The organism is Cystobacter fuscus (genome assembly GCF_002305875.1).
GTDB classification, from domain to species: domain Bacteria; phylum Myxococcota; class Myxococcia; order Myxococcales; family Myxococcaceae; genus Cystobacter; species Cystobacter fuscus_A.
Map to the genome: position 1 here is coordinate 11564772 of NZ_CP022098.1, position 20718 is coordinate 11585489.

Below are 20718 nucleotides of genomic sequence, written 5' to 3' on the forward strand. Positions count from 1 at the left end.
ACTGCACCCTTACGCAATGCGCAAAACAATCTTGCGGGCTCATCTCACGAATCGGACAGTCGCGACATGCTAAGGGCACCCGGTCCCGCCCATGCATCCTTCCCGCCTCTACCTGCTCGCCGCCGCCGCGCTCTGGTCCACCGCGGGCGTCATCGTGAAGCTGTCCACCCTGAGCGCCTGGCAGCTCGCCTCTGGTCGTTCGCTCATCGCCGCCGGGGCGCTCGCGCTCGCCCTCCCCGCGGGGCGCAAACGGCCCTCGGCTCGTGGGCTCCTGGCCACGCTGGCCTACGCGGCCACCGTGGTGACGTTCATCGTGGCCAACAAGCTCACCACCTCGGCCAACGCCATCTTCCTGCAGGACACCGCGCCGCTCTACGTGCTGCTGCTCTCGCCACTGGTGCTCGGTGAGCGCCCCTCGCGCGGCGAGTGGATGGCCGTGCCCGTGTTCCTGCTCGGCCTGAGCCTCTTCTTCCTCGACCAGCTCAACCCCGGCCAGTTCTGGGGCAACATGGTGGCCCTGGGCTCGGGCGTCACCTTCGCGCTGTGCATCCTCGGGCTGCGCGCGACCCGCGGCGAGGGCACCTCCGTGCTCGTGTGGGGCAACGTCCTCGCGGGCCTCGCCACGCTGGTGCCCGCCCTCGAGGGGCCCCGCCCCACGGCGATGGATCTCGGGATGCTCGTCTTCCTCGGCGTGTTCCAGCTCGGGTGCGCCTATGCGCTCTTCGAGCGGGGACTGCGCGAGACGCCCGCGCTGGAGGCCTCGCTGCTCATCCTGCTCGAGCCGGTGCTCAACCCCGTGTGGACCTTCCTCTTCGCGGGCGAGCGGCCCGGCCCCTGGGCGCTCGTGGGCGGCACCATCATCCTCCTGGCCACCGCGTGGCGCACGCTGAGCGCCACGCCCTCGGGCCGCAGCCCCCCCGCGCGAGAAGAGACCTGAGCTACCGGCCCAGCCGGCGCGCGAGCTCCGCTTCCAGCCGCTTCGTCTCGAGCGGCCACTCGCGGTGGCCCACATACCCGTCGGGCCGCACCAGGTAGAACCCCTCCGCCCCGGCGCCGAAGCGGCGATGCACCGCGCCGTCCTCGTCGGCCAGCACCCAGGGGGCGGGCGTGCCCTCTCCGGACACCACCACGCGCGCCTTCAACCAGGGCCCGTACTGCCGCTCCAGCCGCTCCGCGAGCGCGACCAGCTCCCCACGCCGCGGGGCCTCGAACTTCAGGCCCGTGAACAGCAGCAGCGTGTGCTGGGGTCCGCGCAACACCTGGTGCAGGCGCTCCACGCCCTCCCCCCGGATGGGCATCTCCGGGACACGCTCCCCGGGCGCGGGGCCTTGCCGCCTGCGCACGCCGCCCACGTCCTCGCCCCACAAGTGCTCGGTGGACAGGGGGCTCTCGCGGTAGCGGATGGAGAGCTGGGAGATGAAGCGCGACAACCGGCGCTGCGCGGCGAGATTGTCGAACAGCCGGCTGGCGAGCCGGGGCACCACGTGGGCGCGGAACAACCGCGCGCCGAGCCCTCCTCGCGCCATGAGGGAGAAGGCCCGGTCCGTGCCCTGCAGCAGATGGCGTCCCACGGGGTGCCGCTCCAGCTCGTACGTGTCGAGCAGCGACTCCGGCGCGCGGCCCCGGGTGACGAGCGCCAGCTTCCAGGCGAGGTTGTAGGCATCCTGGATGCCCGTGTTCATCCCCTGGCCTCCCACGGGGCTGTGGATGTGCGCGGCGTCGCCGGCGAGGAACACCCGGCCCTGGCGGTAGCGCGTCACGCCCCGGCTGTGCAGCCGATAGCGCGACATCCACCGCGGCTCGCTCACGCGCGTCGGCACGGGCACCATCTGCTTCACCAGCGCCTGGATCTCCTCCAGGGCGAGGGGCGCCATGTCGTCGGCGGCGTCCGCGGCATCCTCGTGCGGCCGGATGAAGAACAACCGGTAGCGCTGATCACCCGGCATGGGGAAGGCCCCCACCACGCCGTGCGCGGACGGAATGATGCACAGCTCGCCCTCACCCAGGGACCATTCCACGCGCACGTCCGCCAGCACGCACGAGTCCTCATACGTCGAGCCCTCGAAGGGCAGGCCCAGGCCCTTGCGCACCCGGCTGCGCGCGCCGTCACAGCCCAGCAGCCACCGCGCGGACACGCGCTCCACCCGGCCATCCTCGTGCCTCAAGGTGGCCACGACCCCATCCACCTCCTGCTGGAAGCCCTCCAGCGCCACACCCCGCTCCACCCGGGGGCCGAACGAGCCCAGGTGCTCGGTGAGCAGGGCCTCGGTGACGTCCTGCGGGAGCATGAGGATGAAGGGGTAGCGCGTCTCCAGCCAGGTGAAGCCGCGCAGGGAAACCCGCGAGCGCGTCCCGCCCGTCCCCACCACGTTGAAGCCCAGGGTCTCGCGCCCGAGGGCGAGGGCCCGCTCCACGATGCCCAGGTCCTCGAAGATCTCCAGCGTGCGGGCCTGCACCGCCAGCGCGCGAGACAGCGGCGAGGGCGCCGTGAGCTGCTCCACCACGCGACAGCTCAGCCCATGCCGCGCCAGCTCCGATGCCATCATCAGGCCCGTCGGCCCGGCGCCCACCACCAGTGCGTCCAACATGTGCCGCCCTCGCTCAGTCCAGCTCGACACCATGGCCGGCCTGGACGTGACCGACGTCCACCCGTCCCCCCTCGATCCGCAACCCCCCGCGGAAGGAATGCTCGCGAATGAAGAGGTGGGTGTCCAGGTCCGCGTAATCGAAACCGCCCAGGCCCGCGGCGAAGTGCACGGCGCTGCTCATCGCCAGGGTGCTCTCCAGCATGCCGCCCATCATCAACTCCATGCCGAAGGCGCGCGCCACGTTCCACATGGCCAGCGACTCCACCACCCCGCTCTTCATCAGCTTGAGGTTCACCCCGTGCGCGCCGCCCTCGCGGCCCAGGCGCACCACGTCCGCCACCGTGCGCGCCGACTCGTCCGCGCAGATGGGCACCCGCGAGGAGCGCGTCAGCTCGGCCAGCCCCTCCCAGTCCTCGCGCGGCACGGGCTGCTCGAAGAGCGCCAGCGGAACACCCGCCGCCTCCAGGCCGGACAGGAAGGCGCGCGCGCCCGCCACCGTGTAGCCCCCGTTGGCGTCCGCGAACAGCCGCGTCCCGGGCGCCTCCCGGCGGATGATGACCATGCGCCGCACGTCCTCTTCCGGACTCAGCGCGCCCACCTTCACCTTGAGGGTGCGGATGCCCCGCGCGACGATGGCCCGGGCCGACGAGGCCGCGTGCGCTTCGTCCCCCGCCGTCACCGTCATGTCGATGTCCAGCGTGCTGCCCGCGCCTCCGAACAGGGTGGCCAGGGGCATGCGGTGGTGACGGCCCAGCGCGTCCAGCAACGCCAGCTCGATTCCACAGCGCGCCGACGGAGCCCGGGGCAGCGCCTCCCCGAGCCACGCGCCGATGGGTCGCCAGGCGCTCGCGTCCCGGCCCACGAGGGCGTCGCGCACGGAGGCCATGGCCTCGAGCGTGCTCGCCTGCGTCTCACCGGAGACGGCCGTGAAGGGCGCCGCCTCGCCCAGCCCCACCGTGCCGTCCGCGAGGGTGAGCCGCACCAACACGTTGTCCGCCCGCTCCGGAGCCCCGGTGGCGATGGCGAAGGGCTCGGTGAGCGGGAGGTTCAGGGGCTCGAAGCGCAGCTCGGTGATGACGGTTGGGTTCATGGTCTCGTGGGGAAGAAAGGAAATGGAAGAGAATGGAGCGGCGGAAGTCAGCGCCCGGAGCCGAGCGCCGCCAGCGCCGCCGCCATCACCTGCTTGAGCGGAACTCCGGCGGACTCGGCCACCCGGCGGCAGTCCTCGAACTCGGGGTGGGCGTTGAGCACCACGCCGTCGCGCAGGCCGCGCTTCACCCGCACCGGACCCCAGGGCGTCTCGACCTCCACCCAGTCGCGCTCCAAGGCCCGCCGCTCCACGGAGTAGGAGCGAACCCCGAGCGTCGTGGACTCGCGCAGCAACAGGTCCACCACGACCTCCTTCGCGCTCGACTCCACCAGCACGCTCAGCACATGGCCCGGCCGCGCCTTCTTCATCGTCGCGGGCACCACCCAGGCGTCCAGCGCGCCCCGCGTCAGCACATGCTCCAGCAGGTAGCCGAGCAACTGCGGCGTGCTGTCGTCCAGGTTCGCCTCGAGCACCCAGAGGCCCTGCGTCTGGCCCTCGGCCCGGCCCAGGGTGGCGCGCAACACGTTGGGCCGGTCGCGGAAGTCCTTCGTCCCCACGCCGTAGCCGATGCGCTCCATGCGGAAGTCCGCGGGCGGCGGGGCGATGCGCGTGAGCACCTTGAGCAGCGCCGCTCCCGTGGGCGTCGTCAGCTCGCCCACGCCCTCGAAGCGCACCGGCAGTTCCCGGAGCAGCTCCAGCGTGGCCGGCACCGGGATGGGCATGTTGCCGTGCGCCACCCGGATGGTGCCACTGCCCAGCGGCGGCGGCGCCGCGTACACCTCGGGGTCGCCCAGCAGCTCCAGCACCACCGCGGCCCCGCAGATGTCCACGATGGAGTCCACCGCGCCCACCTCGTGGAAGTGGATGGCGTCGAGCGACACCCCGTGCACCTTCGCCTCCGCCTCGCCGATGGCGCGGAACACCGCCAGCGCCCGCTCCTTGGCCCGAGGCGGCAGCGTGGGCGCCGCCTCGATGAGCGCGCGGATGTCCGAATAGGCCCGGTGGGGGTGCGCCTCGCGCTCGTCCAGCACCACGTCCAGGTGAGTGCCGCTGATGGCGTGCCGCACCGCCCGGCTCACCGCCAGCTTCCAGCCCGGCACCCCGAGTCCACTGAGCGCCTGGGTGAGCGCCTCCGGCGAGACGCCCAGATCGATGCCCGCCGCGAGGAACATGTCCCCGGCGATGCCGCCCACGGGCTCCAGATAGAGAACCTTGCGCATGCCCGTGTCCCTCAGCGCTGCCCGCGCGTGCGCGAGATGAGCGCCGCGTAGAAGCCGCCCCCGAAGCCATTGTCGATGTTCATCGTCGCCACGTTCGAGGCGCACGAGTTCACCATCGCCAGCAGCGCGGACACCCCACCGAAGTTGGCCCCGTACCCCACCGACGTCGGCACCGCCACCACGGGGATGCCCACGAGCCCTCCCACCGCGCTCGCCAACGCTCCCTCCATGCCCGCCACCACCACCGCCGCGTGCGCGGATTGGATCTCCTCGCGCCGACGCAAGAGCCGGTGGATGCCCGCCACGCCCACGTCGTAAACGCGCGTCACCGTGGCCCCCATGGCCTGAGCGGTGAGCACCGCCTCCTCGGCGACGGGAATGTCGCTCGTCCCCGCCGTCACCACCGCCACCCGGCCCGCCTTGGGCTTGCCCTGCTTCAGGTGGAAGATGCGCGCCACCGCGTGGTACTCGCCCTTGGGATGGGCGGCCAGGAGCGCCTCGGCCTTGTCCGGCTGCAGCCGCGTCACCAGCACCGTCTGCTTGCGTTCCACCAGCTTCGCCACGATGCCGAGCAACTGCTCCACCGTCTTCGGCTCGCCCAACACCACCTCGGGAAAGCCGAAGCGCAGGCTGCGGTGGGTGTCCAGCGTCGCATAGCCCAGCTCGGCGAAGGGCAGGTCCTTGAGCTGCCCCACGGCGGCGTCCACGGAGACCTTGCCGCCCTTCACCTGCTCGAGCAGTCGGGTGAGCGTCTTCTCATCCATGGCCGCTCCCTCTACTCCACTCCGCACGGGGCCGCACGCGGCAAGCGCTCGCGCTGTGCGGGAATGAAAAAGGGCCCCGGACTTCCCTCCGGGGCCCCTCTCTTCCTTCACCGGTGCGTCATGACCGCCCGTGAATCACGATGCACGGCGCCGCTTGCGCAACAGGCCACCCGCCAGCAGGGCCAGACCGCCCATGGCCCCGCCGCCGGTCCCCGCGCAGCCGCCGCAGCCGTCCGATCCCTCGGGGGGAACCTGCTGCCCCGGGTTCACGAACACCACCGTGCTGCGCCCCGGCACGGTGAAGGAGCCCGACTGGAACGACGCGCCGCGCACCACCGGATCCGACGAGCCCTGCTGCACGGGGTGCAGCACCATCTCGCGGTTGGCGTACTCGGGGATCTGGAAGCTCTGCTGCTCGTCGTTGGCGTTGAAGAACACCACCACGTCGGTCACCCCGTCGGTGGCCGCACTGTCCTGGAGCTTCATGACGATGAGGCCCGGCACCTGCGAGGGGCCCGTGTTCAGGAAGCCCACGTGCTCCTGGACCTGCTGGGCGGTGCGCAGGCGGAACAGGGCCGCGCTCTTGCGGATGCTCAGCATCTCGCCGAAGTGCTCGTGCGCGCGGCGGATGTGCTCCGGCGTGGCCTTGAGCGCCGGGTTGCCCAGCAGCTCCTTCATGGCGGGCCAGTTGTCCTTGTTCTTCTCCTCGGGGGGCAGGCCCACGCCCCAGTTGTTCGACGTGTAGGTGAAGTCGAGCGCGTTGAACCAGTCTCCCGAGTTGTAGCTGTCGCGGTCGAGCGACTTGGAGCGCAGCAGCTCGTCGCCCGCGTGGAAGAAGGGAATGCCCTGGCCGAGCGCCACCAGGCTCAAGCCCATGTTGTGCATGCGCACCCGGGTGTCCAGGTCGGCCGAGGCGGGCGCCTTGAACTGGACGGCGTCGAACAGCGTCTCGTTGTCGTGCGCCGAGACGTAGGTGATGACCTCCTGGGGATCGGACGTGTAGCCGGCGGGCTGGCCGTTGTAGTCCACCTCCGAGCCCTTCACCGTGTTGCCCTCCTTGTTGACGAGCGTGTAGTCACGCAGGTTGCCCGCCAGGCCCACGCGGATCTGATCCATGTGGTGCAGTAGCCGCTGGCGCTGCTCCTCGGGCGTCCCGGAGGTGGACGCGTTGGGGTCGTACCAGAGGCCGCTGATGAAGCCCTGCTCCTTCAGGCCACTGAACGGGCCTCCGCCGCGCGCCGCGTCGCGCAGCCGGTCACTGAAGGTGCCAATGCCCGTGCCCGTCATGTTGAGCTGCGTGGCGTTGATGCCCCGCGCGTTGCCCTGCACCTCGCCGAAGTCCCAGCCCTCGCCGTAGAGGTAGAGCTTCGAGCCGTCCACACCGTCCTTCTCCACGGTGAGCGCGCGCAGCCGCTCCTGGACCTTGAGCATGTTGGACTTCATGTGGTGGCCCATCAGGTCGAAGCGGAAGCCATCCACCTTGTAGAACTTCGCCCAGGTGACGAGCGAGTCCACCATGAGCTTCTCGAACATGGCGTGCTCGGAGGCGGTGTTCTGGCAGCAGGTGCTCGTCTCGACGTTGCCGTCCGCGTTGAGCCGCTGGTAGTAGCCGGGCACCACCTTGTCGAGCACCGACGTGTCCGACAGCCCCGAGCCGTTGACGTGGTTGTAGACCACGTCCATCACCACGCGCAGGCCGCTGTCCGACAGCGCCTTCACCATCTGGCGGAACTCGACGATGCGCGAGTTGCCATCCGGGTTCACCGCGTAGCTGCCCTCGGGCACGGTGTAGTGGAACGGATCGTAGCCCCAGTTGAAGCCGTCCGTGTCCTTCACCGCCACCACCGCTTTCTGCTGCTCCTCGGAGTCCGGAGGCAGGGCGGCGAGGTTGCCCGCGGGCGTCTGCTGCTTGGAGCGGTCCTCCTCGATGGTGGCGATGTCGAACACCGGCAGCAGGTGCACGTGCGTCAGGCCCTTCCGCGCGAGGCCCCGCAGGTGCTTCATGCCGTTGGACTCCGCCTCGGTGAAGGCCAGGAAGGTGCCGCGCCTCGGCTCGGGCACCGTCAGGTCGTGGATGCTGAAGTCGCGCACGTGCAGTTCGTAGAGGACGATGTCCTCGGGCGCGTCGAGCGCGGGCTTCTGGAGCGAGTTCCAGCCCGCGGGCGCGAGCGCCGGATCCGCCAGGTTCACCACCTGGCTGCGCTTGCTGTTGAGAGACAGGCTCAGCGAGTAGGGGTCGGTGACCAGGCTCTTCACGACCTGCTTCTGGGAGGGGACGTACACCTCCACCTCGTAGAGGTAGAACCTGTTGCGCCAGCTCCCATCGACCTTCGCGCTCCAGATGCCCGTGGCGGCATCGAGCGACATGGCCACGCGCGTGCCCACCGACTCCGGCTTGGAGTTGCTGTAGAGCAGCAGCGCCACGTTGCGTGCCGTGGGCGCCCAGAGCTTGAAGGTGGGGGTGTTGCCCGACCAGGAGACACCCAGGGCCTCGTCGTTGGCGTACAGCGCGTCCAGCGCGAGCGGCAGTTGCACGCCGGTGGCGTTCACCACGTTGCCCCCGGCGTCCGTGAGCGACAGCGCCATCTGCCCCTTGAGGATGTCCTTGACCTGGATGAGGTCCGTGTCGGCGATGCGCAGCACCGTCAGGCCCTTGAGGTGCGGGTACTTCTCGGCGATGTGCGGAGGCAGCCCCGCCGGCTCGATCGACAGCGGCAGCACGCTGCCCCCCGAGATGCCCGTCGCCCCGAGCGTCATCGCGCCCGTGGGATCGTGGTGCAGCCGGAAGGTGGCCCCCTGGGGCAGCGGGTCCGTGCCCGTGGCGTTCCAGGCCAGCAGCTCTCCGGACACCCAGTAGGCCCGGGCCCGCTCGATGTCCCCCTTGGGCGCGCCAACCACATCGATGCTCAAGACGTGGCTCGTGGGGTTGTAGGTGAAGACCACGGGCATCCCCGAGGAGGGCACGGAGAAGCCGATGTCAGCGCCACCCGGCGCACCATTCGCCCCATAGTTCTCATTCCAGCTCTCGTTGATGGCGACCTTGCACGCATAGCTGCCCGCGGAAATCGCCGTCGTCGTGAACGTGTAGGTGCCATCTCCATCCACGTCCTTCAGCCACGAGCGCAGACAGTCCGGCGCCCAGTCACCCGGACAGCCCAGCTCGCTCTGGAAGCTGCCCGCGATGGTGGCGATGACGGACTTGTTGTGGGTGACCCAATGGCTCTCCGGGTCGTAGTAGAACTTGACGCTCTCCGGCTGGCCAGACGTCAGCGAGTACTCGGGGCCATCCTTCTCGCCCTTCTGCCCATAGGTGGACACCGTGCCCGCCTCGTCCACGGCCGCGCGGAAGGTGGTGGGGCCCGCGGGCAGCGCGAACGACTTCGTCCAGATGAGGTCGGTCGGGTCCTGCTCCAGGCGGGACGAGGTGCAGGCCGTGTCGTCCGGAGCGCACAACGGCGTGGAGCCGACGAGCGTGACGCTCGCGGGCTGCGCCGAGGCGGCTCCAGCCGAGAGCAGGGACAGGGCACAGAGCAGGGTCCGCGCCCGGATTCTTCCGAGGGGTGGAGAAGCAGGGGTCATGAATACGCCTTTCGCGTGAGCCAGCCGCCGCGGAGACACGGACGGCCGGACATCCATCGGGGGGTGAAGGCAGACACCCCGGCGCGACCGCCTCACGAAGACACGGAAGCACCGCGGTGCCTCGCGAGCGTATAGCAGAGGGGACACACTCCTTCACCTGAGGCACTGGCCCACGAGCGAAGGACGCTGGTAAGCCAGCCGCACCATGCCCCGCGCCTCGCGTCTGTTGCCCCTGCTCGCCGTGACATCCTGCGTCACGGGTCCCTCGAATCCGAACGAACCGCCGCCCGCTCGGGTGGAGCTCGCCGCGCCCGCGAGTGACGCCTGGTACTCGCACGCGGTCTTCTACGAGCTGTTCGTGCGCAGCTTCCAGGACTCCAACGGAGACGGAAAGGGAGACCTGCCCGGCCTCATCTCCCGGTTGGACTACCTCAACGATGGAGACCCGAGCACCACGACGGACCTCGGCGTGGACGCGCTGTGGCTCATGCCCGTGTTCGCCTCGCCGAGCTACCACGGCTACGACGTGACGGACTACGAGCGCATCAACCCGGACTACGGCACCAACGAGGACTTCGAGCGCCTGTGCGCCGAGGCCCACCGCCGGGGCATGCGCGTCATCGTGGACCTGGTCATCAACCACAGCAGCTCGCAGCACCCGTGGTTCATCGACTCCGCGTCCTCGCCCGGCTCGGCCCGGCGCGACTGGTACCAGTGGAGCGACAAGGACCTGGGTTGGAAGCAGCCCTGGGACATCTTCGCCAGCGGCTCCACCTGGCACGCGCTCAATGGCTCCTACTACTACGGTGTCTTCTGGGGCGGCATGCCGGACCTCAACCTGCGCACGCCCGCGGTGCGCGAGGAAGTCAAACGCCTCGCCTCCTTCTGGCTGGCCAAGGGCGTGGATGGCTTCCGGCTGGACGCGGCGCGCTACCTGATTGAAACGGGCGGCGGGCTCACCGGCCAGGCCGACACCGCCGAGACGCACGCCTTCTGGAAGGAGTTCGCCGAGCACGTGCGGAGCGTGAAGTCCGACGCGGTGCTCGTGGGCGAGGCCTGGACCACCACGCCCCTCATCGCCACCTACTACGGCTCCACGGCGCGACTGCCCCAGGGAGACGAGCTGCCGCTCAACTTCAACTTCCCGCTCTCCGAGGCACTGCTCGAGGCGGCCCGGAGCGGCAACGGCAACGGCATCGCCCTGAAGCTGTCGGAGATGAGCGGCCGCTACCCCGCGGGCGTGGCGGACGCGCCCTTCCTCACCAACCACGACAACATCCGCGTGGCCACGCAGCTCGCTGGCCAGCCCGGGCCCCTGGTGACCGCGGCGTCCGTGATGCTCACGCTGCCCGGCTCGCCCTTCCTCTATTACGGCGAGGAGCTGGGCCTGGCCAATGGCCCCACCACCAAGGACGAGGACAAGCGCACCCCCATGTCCTGGGACTCGAGCGCCGCAGGCGGCTTCACCACCGGCTCGCCCTGGTTCGCGCTCTCCCCGGGCCACGAGCGTACCAACGTGGCCACGCAGACGAATGAACCGGGCTCACTGCTCTCGCGCTACCGCGCGCTCATCCGGGCCCGCCACGCCTCGCCGGCCCTGGAGCGCGGCGGCCTCCTCCTGCTCACCTCCACCCGGGGCCGCACGCCCACGCTCGCCTTCCTGCGCACGCTCGGCGGCGAGCGCGTGCTCGTGGTGCACAACCTCGGTGACTCCTCGGAGACCACGGGGCCGTTCGAGCTGGAGGCGGAGTCCCTCGAGCCCCTCTTCACGGACGCCGCCGTGGGCTCACCCGCGCGGAGCGGCACCGCCTGGAGCCTCACCCTGCCCGGCCGCGCCACCGGCATCTGGCGCCTGCGGTAGCGACGCATCGGGTACCACCGCCGGCCACGGCGGCGCCTGGGGCCCGAGCACGTCCTCCTGCCGCACGCCCTCGGGCACCACCAGGTCCACCACCGGCGACTGGGGCGCGCCGCCCACGCGTCCCCCACCGAAGCGCTCGTGGGACACGCCCGGGCCGATGCCCAGCACCAGCACTCCCTGCTCGGGCGGCGCCGTCACGCCCCCGAGGAAGGCGGGCATCGACACGCGCCGGGTGAGCACCGCGCCCGTCACCGCCACCGCGTAGCCCCAGGACGCGCTCGCCGGACCTCCCAGGAAGGACTCCGGCACGAAGAAGGACACCCGCGCGCCGGTGACGTTGACGCGCGTGGGGAAGAAGACGCTCGTGTCGATGCGCCGCTCGACCTCCGCCTCCAGGGCCTTCAACGCGGGTCCACCGAGCGAGCCCTCAGTCCGCTGGGCCTCGGCGAGCGCCGCCTCGCGCCACAGCGCACGCAATGAGTCCCTCGCCTCGAGGGGACGGGGCGACAGGAGGAGGGCCTTCTCCCAGGCGCTGCCCGGAGCGAGCACGAGGCGGCGGCCCGGGAGCGTGTCCGTGCTCCCCGAGCCCTCGCGCCGATCCTGGTCCACGTACACGTCCAGGTTGAAGGTGTAGAAGCCGAGGCGGGCCTGATCCACCAGGGTGGTGCCCACGCCGTCCACGGTGCGCGCGGTGGGCGAGGCGATGGGGCGGGCGAAGATGGCCTCGAAGCGCGTTCCCCCGCTCTCGGGCCAGGCGCGCAGCGAGAGCAGATCCATCGCGCCCGGGCCCAGGTCCTCGCGCAGCGGGTAGCGCAGCTCGCCGTCCCCGTGGTCATCCCCCCGGGGATCCTCCAGGGAGAAGAGCGGCGTGGCCCCGCGCGTGCCACGACAGGCTGAGGCCAGGACGACGAGCAACAGGAGGGAGAGACAGCGGCGCGACGGCACGGGGAGCAGGGGCATGGCGAGGGGCCTTCCTGACGGAGAGTGGACATGACGAGGGCCCGGCGGGCGTCGCCGCGCACCGGGCCCTCGGGGACGACCAGACGGGGAGGACTAGAACTGCGCCTTCATGAAGGCCTTGAGCCGCGTCTGGACGAAGTAACGGTTCTCCAGGCTGTTCCAGCCGTAGGTGTCGCGGGTGACGAAGCCGCGCGAGCCCACCGGAACGTTCTTCTCCTTGGCGATGGTCTCGTCGGCCAGCGTGGGCACGAAGCCTCCGCCGTAGTCCGGCTCGAAGGTGCCGAAGATGTACTGACCCTCGAGACCGAACTCCACGCCCGCCAGGATGTACCTGGCCTTGAGCGCCACCAGGTTCTTGTCGTGCTTGCCCGACACCATCTGGTGCATCCCGTACGACTGGAAGGCCGTGTTGCCGTCCTTCAGGTCCGCCAGGAACTTGGTGTAGCTCAGGGACGCGTACAGGTCGTCGGTGAGCTGGTAGCCCGCGCCCAGGTTGAAGCTCGAGTAGTGGAGCAGGCGGTCGTCATCCGAGATGTCGTCGAAGGGCTTGAAGGTGTAGCCCGAGCCATCGGGCAGCCGGTTCGGATTGGTGTAGAGCTCGGCCGTGGAGAACTGCCCGTTGGAGTCGTAGTAGCGGACGTTGTTCTGGCAGTTGGTGGAGGCATCCGCCGGGCAGTCCCCATCCTGGTAGGGCAGGTACTTCTTGTTGTTCAGGCGCTTGTCGCTCTCGTGGATGTACTTGACCTTGCCGAACACATCGACGCCCCGGCCGATGTCCACCACGTAGCGGGCCTTGAGCACCGCGATGTGGGTCTGCTTGTCCTGGAAGGGCTGGTAGGCGGAGCGGAAGTTGTGCAGCACGCCCGAGTCCAGCTCGGCGCCGGGGTAGAGCGTGTCCTTGATGCCCCGGTTGTCGTCGCCCCAGGCCTGCCAGTTGGTGTTGTAGGTGATGTACGAGTACTCGCCGGCGATATCGAGCGCGCCGTTGCTGTACACCGGGTTGAACGTCACGCCCTTCCAGCCGATGACCGTCTGGGCCATGGGCTCGTCGAAGTCGGTGAACTCGTTGTCCACGTTGATCGTGGCCACCTGCTGGCTCTCGTTGGTCCACCCGCCGTAGCCGATGACCGCGGGATTGCCCCCGTAGACGCCGTAGGAGCGGTTGTTGGGGCCGGGGAAGGCGAAGGTGCCATCGGTGCCCTCGGTGAGCAGCACGTCCGACTCACGCCGGGCGGCCATGATGGACACGTAGTCGGCGCCGATGCTGAAGCCCTGCACGTTGAGCGACAGGCCGATGTCGAGCGGATCGTTGAGCGTGAGGTCCACCTTCCAGGTGTTGTCCTCATGCCGGCCCGCGGGCACGGGCGAGTAGCCGTTGAGGCCGAAGCTCTTGGGCACCCAGCTGTTGTTCTTGTCGCCGCTGGTGCCGAAGTAGTTGGTGTCCTCGGCGTGGGCGTAGGAGCGGTAGAAGGCGCCGCGCACGTCCAGGGTGCTGCCCAGGTGGAAGCCGGCCTTCAGGGCGCCCACGCCGTTGCGGAAGCGCGGGTAGAGATCCCGTCCGTTGTCCAGGTTCGTGTCGGTGAGGCTGATCTCCCGGTCGTCGGCGTACTGGAAGAGGCCCCCGAAGTCGAAGTTGTCATTGAGCGTGTAGCGCGTCTGGAACACGTAGGACGCGTCCCGCGCGTGGTACTCACCCGTCTTGAAGTTGGGGCCGGCCCACAGGCGCGGCAGGGCGATGGCTGCCGCGTCCCACGACAGCCGGCGCTCGAACGCCGAGCTCTGCACGAGGATGCCCGAGGCGTTGTCCCGGTCGATGTAGCGGATGCGTCCGACGACGAACGGGTCGAACTGGCCGAAGTCGTTGGCGCCGATGGTGGCCGAGTCGATGAGGTAGCCCGGCGTCAGCGTGACGGCCATGCCGCGCAGCTTGATGTACTGGCTGGAGCGCGCATCGAACTCGCCGCAGTTGCCTCCGATGCAGTTGTCGCCCTGCGCGCCGAAGCCACCGAAGTTCGTCCAGAAGTTCTGGTTGAAGCGGCTGTGGATGCGGCCGCGCACCTCGACCTGGCTGGAGATACGGGCGCTGAGCAGCAGCTCCAGCTCCGTGCCGATGCCGTTATCTCCGTAACCTTCACCCGGAATGGTGGTGAAGTTGTAGAGCGCGCCCTGGTTGCGCTGATTACCGTAGAGCCACTTCGTATAGGTGGTTCCACCGATCTGCAGGCGTGGGCCCTCCTGGGCGAACGAGGGCAGTGCGGGCAATAGGGTAGCGACAGCGGCCAGGGCGGCAACGCCCTTCCGCGTGGAATTCTTGTTCATGTGGATTCCCCTCCGTTGAAACACCCGGCGCGGGAGGCCAGGCCGCCCGCACCGGAACAACCCTCACCTCTCGTCGGACTACTTCTTCTCCGCCGGAGCCGCCTCACCGCCCACCATGGTGAGCGTGGCCTGCTTCTTCACCACGCCCTCCTCGCCGCACTCGAAGGCGAGCGCCTCGTGCTGGGCCTTCACCTCGGAGGCATCGCCCTTGCCCGCGCCCGCGAGCATGTCCACGACGTGCGGATCGCACTCGCCGTCGTTGCCACCGCCGAAGCGGTGCTGGCCCTCGTACTCGTTCACCTTGCGGGTCATCAGATCATTGCCCGCGGGGAAGCCCTCGTTGGACTGGATGAGCACCTGGTAGCGCCACTGCGAGGGCTCGCCCTGGAGGCCCGGCGCGTTGACGGTGGCGGTGATCTTCCGGCCCGAGCCCTTGACGCGATCCGGGACGAGGACGTTGTCCTTCACGGCGCCGGCCTTGGAGCCGACCTCGGCCTTCACGCGCGAGGCGCCCTGCGGCGAGATGACGATGACCTTGTCCCAGGCGAACTCGGGGGCGAACTTCACGTTGAGCCCGGGGAGGGACTCGGTGGAGCCGCTGCCCTCCTTGCCGTCCGTGTCGATGAAGATGAAGGCCATCTGCACGGAGAAGCCACTGCCCGTCTTCCAGGGGTCCTCCAGGGTGGTGTTGAAGCCCAGGGAGACGTCGAGCTTGTCGCCCTTCTTCGCCAGGGAGAAGTCGGTCAGGTCGAACGAGCCGCGCTTGTAGACGGGGTCGGTCGGGTACTTGTAGGTGCCCGGGCCGTTGTCATCTCCGGTGGGGTCCTTGAAGGACACCTTGTCGGCGGCCAGGGCGGGCGCGCCCAGCAGCGCCGCGGTGAGCGTGAAGCACGCGAGTCGGGACGTCTTCATCAGGCACTTCTCCTTGGGGTAAGGGAAACGCGGGGTAAGGCGGAGGCGGGTGAAGCGAACGGGCTAGCCCTTGACGCTGCCAGCGGTGAGCCCGGACACGAGGTACTTCTGCAGGAAGAGGAACAGGAAGACGACGGGGATGGACACGATGATGGAGCCCGCGGCGAAGTAGCCCCACTGCTGCGAGTAGCCGCCCACGAAGAAGCGCAGGCCCACGGGCGCCGTGTACATGGCCTCCTGGTCCATGAAGGTGGCCGCGAGGATGAACTCGTTCCACGCCGTCATGAACGAGAAGAGCGCCGTCACCGCCACCGCGGGCTTGGCCAGCGGCAGGATGATGGTCCAGAAGATCTTCCCCACCGAGGCGCCCTCCATGAGCGCCGCCTCTTCCAGATCCTTGGGGATGGTGTCGAAGTAGCCCTTGAGCATCCACACGCTGAAGGGAATGGACGTGGTGGCGTAGACGATCATCAGGCCCAGGCGCGAGCTGCCCAGCCCCAGCCACTGCACCAGGATGATGTAGAGGGGAATCAGCATGAGCGTGCCCGGGAACATCTGGGACACGAGGAAGGCCATCATGCCGGTGCGCTGCCCCACGAACTTGAAGCGGCTGAAGGCGTAGGCCGCGGTGCACGCGAGGAACACGCCCACCACGGTGGTGCCCAGCGCGATGACGGCGCTGTTGAACAGCCAGTGGCCGAAGGGCTGCTCGGTCATCACCGAGGTGAAGTTGGAGGCCGACCACGTCTCGGGCCACGGGATGATGGCACGCACGCGCTCGAGCGCGGTGGGCGATTCGGGCAGCGTGGTGATGGCGAGGCTCTGCCGCCCGGAGAACGCGATCGTGATGACCCAGAGGATGGGATAGAGCGCGAAGAGGGTGAAGAGCACCAGCAGCACGTGCAGCGGCCAGTGCGGGATTCCGTCGCGACGCGAGAACATCAGGCGGCCTCCGTGGCGCGCGAGACCCGGTTCTGCACCATGCTGTAGAGCAACAGGATGCCGAAGATGATGGTGGAGTAGGCCGCCGCGTAGCCGTGGCGGTAGAGCTGGAAGGCGTACTTGTACGCCTGGGTGATGAGGATCTCCGTCGAGTGGCTCGGCTCACCCTCGGTCACCAGGAAGATGACGTTGAACTGGTTGAAGGTCCACACCACCGAGAGAATGACGGCGGGCACGAGCGCGGGCTTGAGCGCCGGCAGGGTGATGGCGGTGAACTGCTGCCAGCGACTGGCGCCATCCACGCGCGCCGCCTCGTACAGCTCCATGGGGATGGACTGGAGCGCGCCGAGCGACACCACCATCATGAAGGGGAAGCTCAACCAGCCGTTGGTGGCGAGCACCGTGAGGAACGAAGTGAAGGGCGTGTCGTACCAGGACAGGCCCTGGCCGCCGAACATGCGGATGATGTGGTTCACCACGCCGAACTGCTGGTGGAACATGCCCTTCCAGATGAGCGCGGTGATGTAGTTGGGCATGGCCCAGGGCAGGATGAGCAGCACGCGGTAGACGGGCCGGAAAGCCAGCTTGTCCACGTTGAGGATCAGCGCCAGCACCAGACCCAGCGTCACGCCGAGCACCACGTTGGTGATGGTCCACACCACCGTGAAGAAGAGCGTGTAGTAGAAGTTGAGGTAGTTGAAGACGAGCGAGCCGTCCTGCGCGCGCTTGACGATGTTGAAGTCGCCGAGGATCTCCACGTAGTTGCGCAGGCCGACCCACAGGTTCACGAACGGCTGGCCCGCGTTGTAGAGCGTGGAGTCGGTGAACGACAGGGCGATGCCGTAGAAGAACGGGAAGAAGACGAGCACCAGCATGCCCACCATCGCCGGGGCGATGTAGAGGTAGGCGGTGCGGTTCTCCACCACGGTGGCCACCGTGCGGTGCACGCCCCCCAGGCCGATGAAGAGCAGCACAACGAGCGCCACCGCGCCCAGGCCCGTCATCGCGCGGCCCACGCCCGAGCGCAGTTCCTCCATGCGCGCGGACACCACCGCCTCATTCACCTGCCCCTCGGGGCTCACCAGTCCCAACGGACGGCGGTACGCATCCGCGTCCCAGTCCCCGGGCCGGAGCGCGGGCTCGGTGGCGAGCTGCCGCTCCGCCATCACCGCCTGGGCCCGCTCGGACATCGCGCGCACCTGCTCGGCCACGAGCGTCTGCGTGCCCCGCACCTCGGCGCCCAGCGTGCCCAGCGAATAGGAGCCATAGGCTCCCAGGCCCGCCACGAGCGCCACCACCGACACGGCGACGAGCACGCCCTGGCGCCGCGCCACGAAGGACGCCGCGGCGCACAGCGCCAGCGGCAACAGCCAGCACAACAACAACGTCGGCAGCGAGGGCTCGAGCGGGGCCGCGAGCGGCGCCGTGGCCAACTCCACCATGCCCACCACCGAGCCCTCCACTTCCACCGGGGCGCTCAGCAGGCGTCCGCCTCCGGGCAGCGCCTCGGCCTCTACCTCCAGCTTGCGCGCACTGCCCTCCTCGCGGTTGGTCTCCACCGCGGCGCGCAGCCGCTGACCGCGGTCATAGAGGGGCTTCTCCTCGCGGCTCAGCCGGCGCGGCGCCACGCGCTCCCCCACGTCCTCGGGGAAGGTGGACGCCTCCAGCCGGATGCCCGAGAAGGCCACCACCCGCACCGCGCTGCCGGCGGGCAGTTGCGTCTTCCACGTGTCCACCACGGCGCGCACCGCGTCGCCCGAGCCCCCGGCGCGCTGGACGAGATCCTCCAGGGCGCGCAGGGACACGAAGGACTGACGATCCGCGCGCTCGGTGGAGACGCTGTCCAACGCCTTGGCCAACAGGCCCTGGGCGATGAACAGCGCCACGCCGAGCGAGAGGAACAGGCCCACGAGCACCCGTCCACGGCGGAGCGTGCCCGCGCCTCCGGAGGGTTCGCCCGAACCGGGGACACCATTGAGGCCGCCGCTGTCGGTGAGCAGGGCGGCGGGATTCCCAGGTTCGCTGCTGGGAGGCTGGGGGACCACGTTTCTCACGCTCGACCTCTCACTTCTTGCGCAGGCTGGCCACGTCCTTGGCGACACCCTTCTGGGCGGCATCGAGGGCGGCCTTGGGGGTCGCGGTCGCCTTGAGGATGGAGCTCATCGCCGAGGTGGCATGGCCCCAGACCATCGACATCTCCGGCACGTTGGGCATGGGCACCGCCGTGTCGACCTGGGCGCGGAACGCCTTGAGCTGCGCGTCCCCGGCCACCTTCGGGTCGGAGTACACCGCCTGGTTGGCGGGGCTCTGACGGCCCTCGAGCGCGAGCACCTTGGCGCCCTCGGTGCTGGTGAGGAATTTGGCCAGCTCGAACGCCGCGTCCTTGTTCTTCGACGGCGCGGCGACATAGACGCCCTCCACCGTCGTCCACGGACGCATGGGCTTGCCGCCCGCCTCGTCCAGCGTGGGCAGCGGCGCGAGGCCGTAGTCCACGCCCTTGGCGATCTCCCCGAGGAACCACGGGCCGGAGAACACCATGCCCGCCTTGCCCTCGTTGAAGAGCGAGGTGATGAGCGCGGTGGTGGGCTCGGCCGGGAGGATGCCGTCCTTGTTCTTCCACTTGAGCAGCTGCTCGGCCGCCTTGATGTTCGCCGGCGAGTTCATCGTGGGCGCGCCATCCGCGCCGAACACGCCCCCGCCAAAGCCGTTCATCAGCGCCGCGTGGTAGTAGAAGTCACCGTAGGCGTAGGCCAGACCGAAGCGGCCCGCCTTCTGGTCGGTGATCTTCTTGGCCATCGCCACCAGCTCGCCGCTCGTCTTGGGCGGCGTGGGCACCAGCTTCTTGTTGTAGATGAGCGTGATGGACTTGTAGTTGAGCGGCAGGCCGTAGGTGGTGCCGCGGTAGACCATCGCCTGGAGCGTGGAGGGGATGAAGCGCTTCTTGAGCTCATCGTCCAGGTAGAAGTCGATGGGCTCCACGGTGTTGCCCGCCTCGATCCATCCGCCGAGCCGGTCCTGGGCGAAGATGAAGACGTCCGGGCCCTTGCCGCGCGGCACCGTGGCGGAGATCTTGTCCGCGTAGGCGTCATACGGCACCGCCAGCGTGTTCACCTTGATGCCCTCGGCGGCGTGGGCGGCGTTGAACTGGCCCACCAGCTTCTCCAGCGCGGCCTTCTCCTCGGCGCGGTAGCCGTGCCAGAGGACGAGTTCCTTCGTCTCGGCGGCGGAAGAGGCCGAGGGCAGGAGGGCGAGCACACAGGCGCTCGCGGCCGCGAACATCCATCGCAGGTTCTTCATGTCGGGGGAGTCCTAGGAATGAGGAAGGGGCAGCAGGAGGCACGGGCTCAGGCGGACAGCCGTTGCTCGGTCTCGGCATCGAACAGGTGCAGCGAGTCCAGCTCCACCAGCACCTTGAGCTTGGAGCCCGTGGCGGGCGTGTGGTGGGGCGGCAGGCGGAAGACGAGGGAGTTGTCGGCCAGGCGCGAGTGGACGATGACCTCGTTGCCGAGCGGCTCGACGAGGTCCACGCTCACCTCGATGGGCGCCGTCTCGCCGCGGGCGGTGGCCTCGGGCGACAGGATGTTGTCGGGGCGGATGCCGACCTTGAGCTTGCGTCCACCCTTGCCCGCCGTCACCGCGCGCAGGCTCTGGGGCACCGGCAGCTTGAAGCCATCGCCCTCGAGCACCTCGCCATTGGCCGACAGCGTGGCCGAGGTGAAGCTCATGGGGGGCGAGCCGATGAACTGGGCCACGAAGACGTTGGCCGGGCGCTCGTACACCTCGAGCGGCGTGCCGAGCTGCTGCAGCTTGCCTTCCTTCATCACCGCGATGCGGTGGCCCATCGTCATGGCCTCGATCTGGTCGTGCGTCACGTAGACCGAGGTGACGCCCAGACGCTGCTGGAGCTTCTTGATCTCCGAGCGCATCTGCACGCGCAGCTTGGCGTCGAGGTTGGACAGGGGCTCGTCGAAGAGGAACACCGCCGGCTTGCGCACGATGGCGCGGCCGAGCGCCACGCGCTGGCGCTGACCGCCCGAGAGCTGCTTGGGCTTTCTGTCCAGCAGGTGGGTGATGCCGAGGATCTCCGCCGCCTCGTTCACCAGCTTGTCCATCTCCGGCTTGGGCGTCTTGCGGATCTTCAGGCCGAACTCGAGGTTCTCCCGGATGGACATGTGCGGATAGAGCGCGTAGTTCTGGAAGACCATCGCCACGTCCCGGTCCTTGGGCGGCAGCTGGTTCACCACGCGATCGCCGATGGACAGGCTGCCCCCGGTGATCTCCTCCAGACCGGCGATCATCCGCAACGCGGTGGACTTGCCACAGCCCGACGGACCCACGAGCACCATGAACTCATGGTCCTGGATGTCGAGGTTCAAGCCCTCGATGACGGACACGTCGCCGTAACGCTTGGCCACATTCTTGAAAACCACACCGGACATTTCAGGCTCTCCCTCCGAGGGCCCGCTCGGAGGGGCCCCTCTGC

The 20718-nt window shown here is 69.2% G+C and carries 14 protein-coding genes; 2 read left to right on the forward strand and 12 right to left on the reverse strand.

Annotation, left to right across the window (positions count from 1 at the left end):
• Nucleotides 1-91 precede the first annotated feature (91 nt).
• On the forward strand, nt 92-937 hold the full coding sequence (locus CYFUS_RS46800; RefSeq protein WP_095991138.1) for a DMT family transporter: 846 nt from the start codon (nt 92-94) through the stop codon (nt 935-937).
• 1 nt (nt 938) lies between these two features.
• On the opposite strand, the gene CYFUS_RS46805 is transcribed toward CYFUS_RS46800, so the two are convergent.
• From CYFUS_RS46805 to pulA, 5 genes are all read right to left on the reverse strand, one after another.
• Nucleotides 939-2588 carry an FAD-dependent monooxygenase gene (locus CYFUS_RS46805; RefSeq protein ID WP_198316374.1) on the reverse strand — a complete coding sequence of 550 codons (1650 nt, stop codon included), beginning with the start codon at nt 2586-2588 and terminating at the stop codon, nt 939-941.
• 13 nt (nt 2589-2601) lie between these two features.
• Nucleotides 2602-3678 carry a dipeptide epimerase gene (locus CYFUS_RS46810; RefSeq protein WP_095991140.1) on the reverse strand — a complete coding sequence of 359 codons (1077 nt, stop codon included), beginning with the start codon at nt 3676-3678 and terminating at the stop codon, nt 2602-2604.
• Between the two features lie 47 nt (nt 3679-3725).
• Nucleotides 3726-4898, reverse strand: a complete 1173-nt coding sequence (gene larC, locus CYFUS_RS46815) for a nickel pincer cofactor biosynthesis protein LarC (RefSeq protein WP_095991141.1) — start codon at nt 4896-4898, stop codon at nt 3726-3728.
• An 11-nt stretch (nt 4899-4909) separates the two neighbouring features.
• Nucleotides 4910-5662, reverse strand: coding sequence for a nickel pincer cofactor biosynthesis protein LarB (gene larB, locus CYFUS_RS46820; protein ID WP_095991142.1), 753 nt, complete (start codon nt 5660-5662; stop codon nt 4910-4912).
• 135 nt (nt 5663-5797) lie between these two features.
• On the reverse strand, nt 5798-9241 hold the full coding sequence (pulA, locus tag CYFUS_RS46825; RefSeq protein ID WP_095991143.1) for a pullulanase-type alpha-1,6-glucosidase: 3444 nt from the start codon (nt 9239-9241) through the stop codon (nt 5798-5800).
• A 205-nt stretch (nt 9242-9446) separates the two neighbouring features.
• Between pulA and CYFUS_RS46830 the strand changes: the two genes are divergently transcribed.
• Nucleotides 9447-11102 (forward strand): alpha-amylase family glycosyl hydrolase, encoded by a 1656-nt coding sequence (locus CYFUS_RS46830; RefSeq protein ID WP_095991144.1) that lies wholly within the window; start codon nt 9447-9449, stop codon nt 11100-11102.
• On the opposite strand, the gene CYFUS_RS46835 is transcribed toward CYFUS_RS46830, so the two are convergent.
• The 7 genes from CYFUS_RS46835 to CYFUS_RS46865 form a co-directional block, all read right to left on the reverse strand.
• Nucleotides 11028-12062: a glucodextranase DOMON-like domain-containing protein gene (locus CYFUS_RS46835; RefSeq protein ID WP_095991145.1), complete on the reverse strand. Its 1035-nt coding sequence runs from the start codon at nt 12060-12062 to the stop codon at nt 11028-11030. The genes CYFUS_RS46830 and CYFUS_RS46835 overlap by 75 nt on opposite strands.
• A gap of 93 nt (nt 12063-12155) precedes the next feature.
• Entirely contained in the window at nt 12156-14381 is a 2226-nt protein-coding gene (locus CYFUS_RS46840) for a hypothetical protein (protein ID WP_157759060.1), read from the reverse strand.
• A 78-nt stretch (nt 14382-14459) separates the two neighbouring features.
• On the reverse strand, nt 14460-15293 hold the full coding sequence (locus CYFUS_RS46845) for a glucodextranase DOMON-like domain-containing protein (protein ID WP_095991147.1): 834 nt from the start codon (nt 15291-15293) through the stop codon (nt 14460-14462).
• 63 nt (nt 15294-15356) lie between these two features.
• Nucleotides 15357-16235: a sugar ABC transporter permease gene (locus CYFUS_RS46850; protein WP_095991148.1), complete on the reverse strand. Its 879-nt coding sequence runs from the start codon at nt 16233-16235 to the stop codon at nt 15357-15359.
• Nucleotides 16235-18289: a carbohydrate ABC transporter permease gene (locus tag CYFUS_RS46855; protein ID WP_232537212.1), complete on the reverse strand. Its 2055-nt coding sequence runs from the start codon at nt 18287-18289 to the stop codon at nt 16235-16237. The genes CYFUS_RS46850 and CYFUS_RS46855 overlap by 1 nt, the downstream gene beginning before the upstream one ends.
• Nucleotides 18290-18299: 10 nt before the next feature.
• Nucleotides 18300-19532, reverse strand: a complete 1233-nt coding sequence (locus CYFUS_RS46860; protein WP_095991150.1) for an extracellular solute-binding protein — start codon at nt 19530-19532, stop codon at nt 18300-18302.
• A 47-nt stretch (nt 19533-19579) separates the two neighbouring features.
• Nucleotides 19580-20674, reverse strand: a complete 1095-nt coding sequence (locus tag CYFUS_RS46865) for an ABC transporter ATP-binding protein (protein WP_095991151.1) — start codon at nt 20672-20674, stop codon at nt 19580-19582.
• Nucleotides 20675-20718 lie beyond the last annotated feature (44 nt).

What these genes read in the sequence shown, in the direction of transcription:
- CYFUS_RS46850 (WP_095991148.1), bottom strand. Translation starts at nt 16,235, where the DNA reads ATGTTCTCGCGTCGCGACGGAATCCCGCACTGGCCGCTGCACGTGCTG.
- CYFUS_RS46830 (WP_095991144.1), top strand. Translation starts at nt 9,447, where the DNA reads ATGCCCCGCGCCTCGCGTCTGTTGCCCCTGCTCGCCGTGACATCCTGC.
- pulA (WP_095991143.1), bottom strand. Translation starts at nt 9,241, where the DNA reads ATGACCCCTGCTTCTCCACCCCTCGGAAGAATCCGGGCGCGGACCCTG.
- CYFUS_RS46805 (WP_198316374.1), bottom strand. Translation starts at nt 2,588, where the DNA reads ATGTTGGACGCACTGGTGGTGGGCGCCGGGCCGACGGGCCTGATGATG.
- CYFUS_RS46835 (WP_095991145.1), bottom strand. Translation starts at nt 12,062, where the DNA reads ATGCCCCTGCTCCCCGTGCCGTCGCGCCGCTGTCTCTCCCTCCTGTTG.
- larB (WP_095991142.1), bottom strand. Translation starts at nt 5,662, where the DNA reads ATGGATGAGAAGACGCTCACCCGACTGCTCGAGCAGGTGAAGGGCGGC.
- CYFUS_RS46810 (WP_095991140.1), bottom strand. Translation starts at nt 3,678, where the DNA reads ATGAACCCAACCGTCATCACCGAGCTGCGCTTCGAGCCCCTGAACCTC.
- CYFUS_RS46865 (WP_095991151.1), bottom strand. Translation starts at nt 20,674, where the DNA reads ATGTCCGGTGTGGTTTTCAAGAATGTGGCCAAGCGTTACGGCGACGTG.
- CYFUS_RS46860 (WP_095991150.1), bottom strand. Translation starts at nt 19,532, where the DNA reads ATGAAGAACCTGCGATGGATGTTCGCGGCCGCGAGCGCCTGTGTGCTC.
- larC (WP_095991141.1), bottom strand. Translation starts at nt 4,898, where the DNA reads ATGCGCAAGGTTCTCTATCTGGAGCCCGTGGGCGGCATCGCCGGGGAC.
- CYFUS_RS46800 (WP_095991138.1), top strand. Translation starts at nt 92, where the DNA reads ATGCATCCTTCCCGCCTCTACCTGCTCGCCGCCGCCGCGCTCTGGTCC.
- CYFUS_RS46840 (WP_157759060.1), bottom strand. Translation starts at nt 14,381, where the DNA reads ATGAACAAGAATTCCACGCGGAAGGGCGTTGCCGCCCTGGCCGCTGTC.
- CYFUS_RS46845 (WP_095991147.1), bottom strand. Translation starts at nt 15,293, where the DNA reads ATGAAGACGTCCCGACTCGCGTGCTTCACGCTCACCGCGGCGCTGCTG.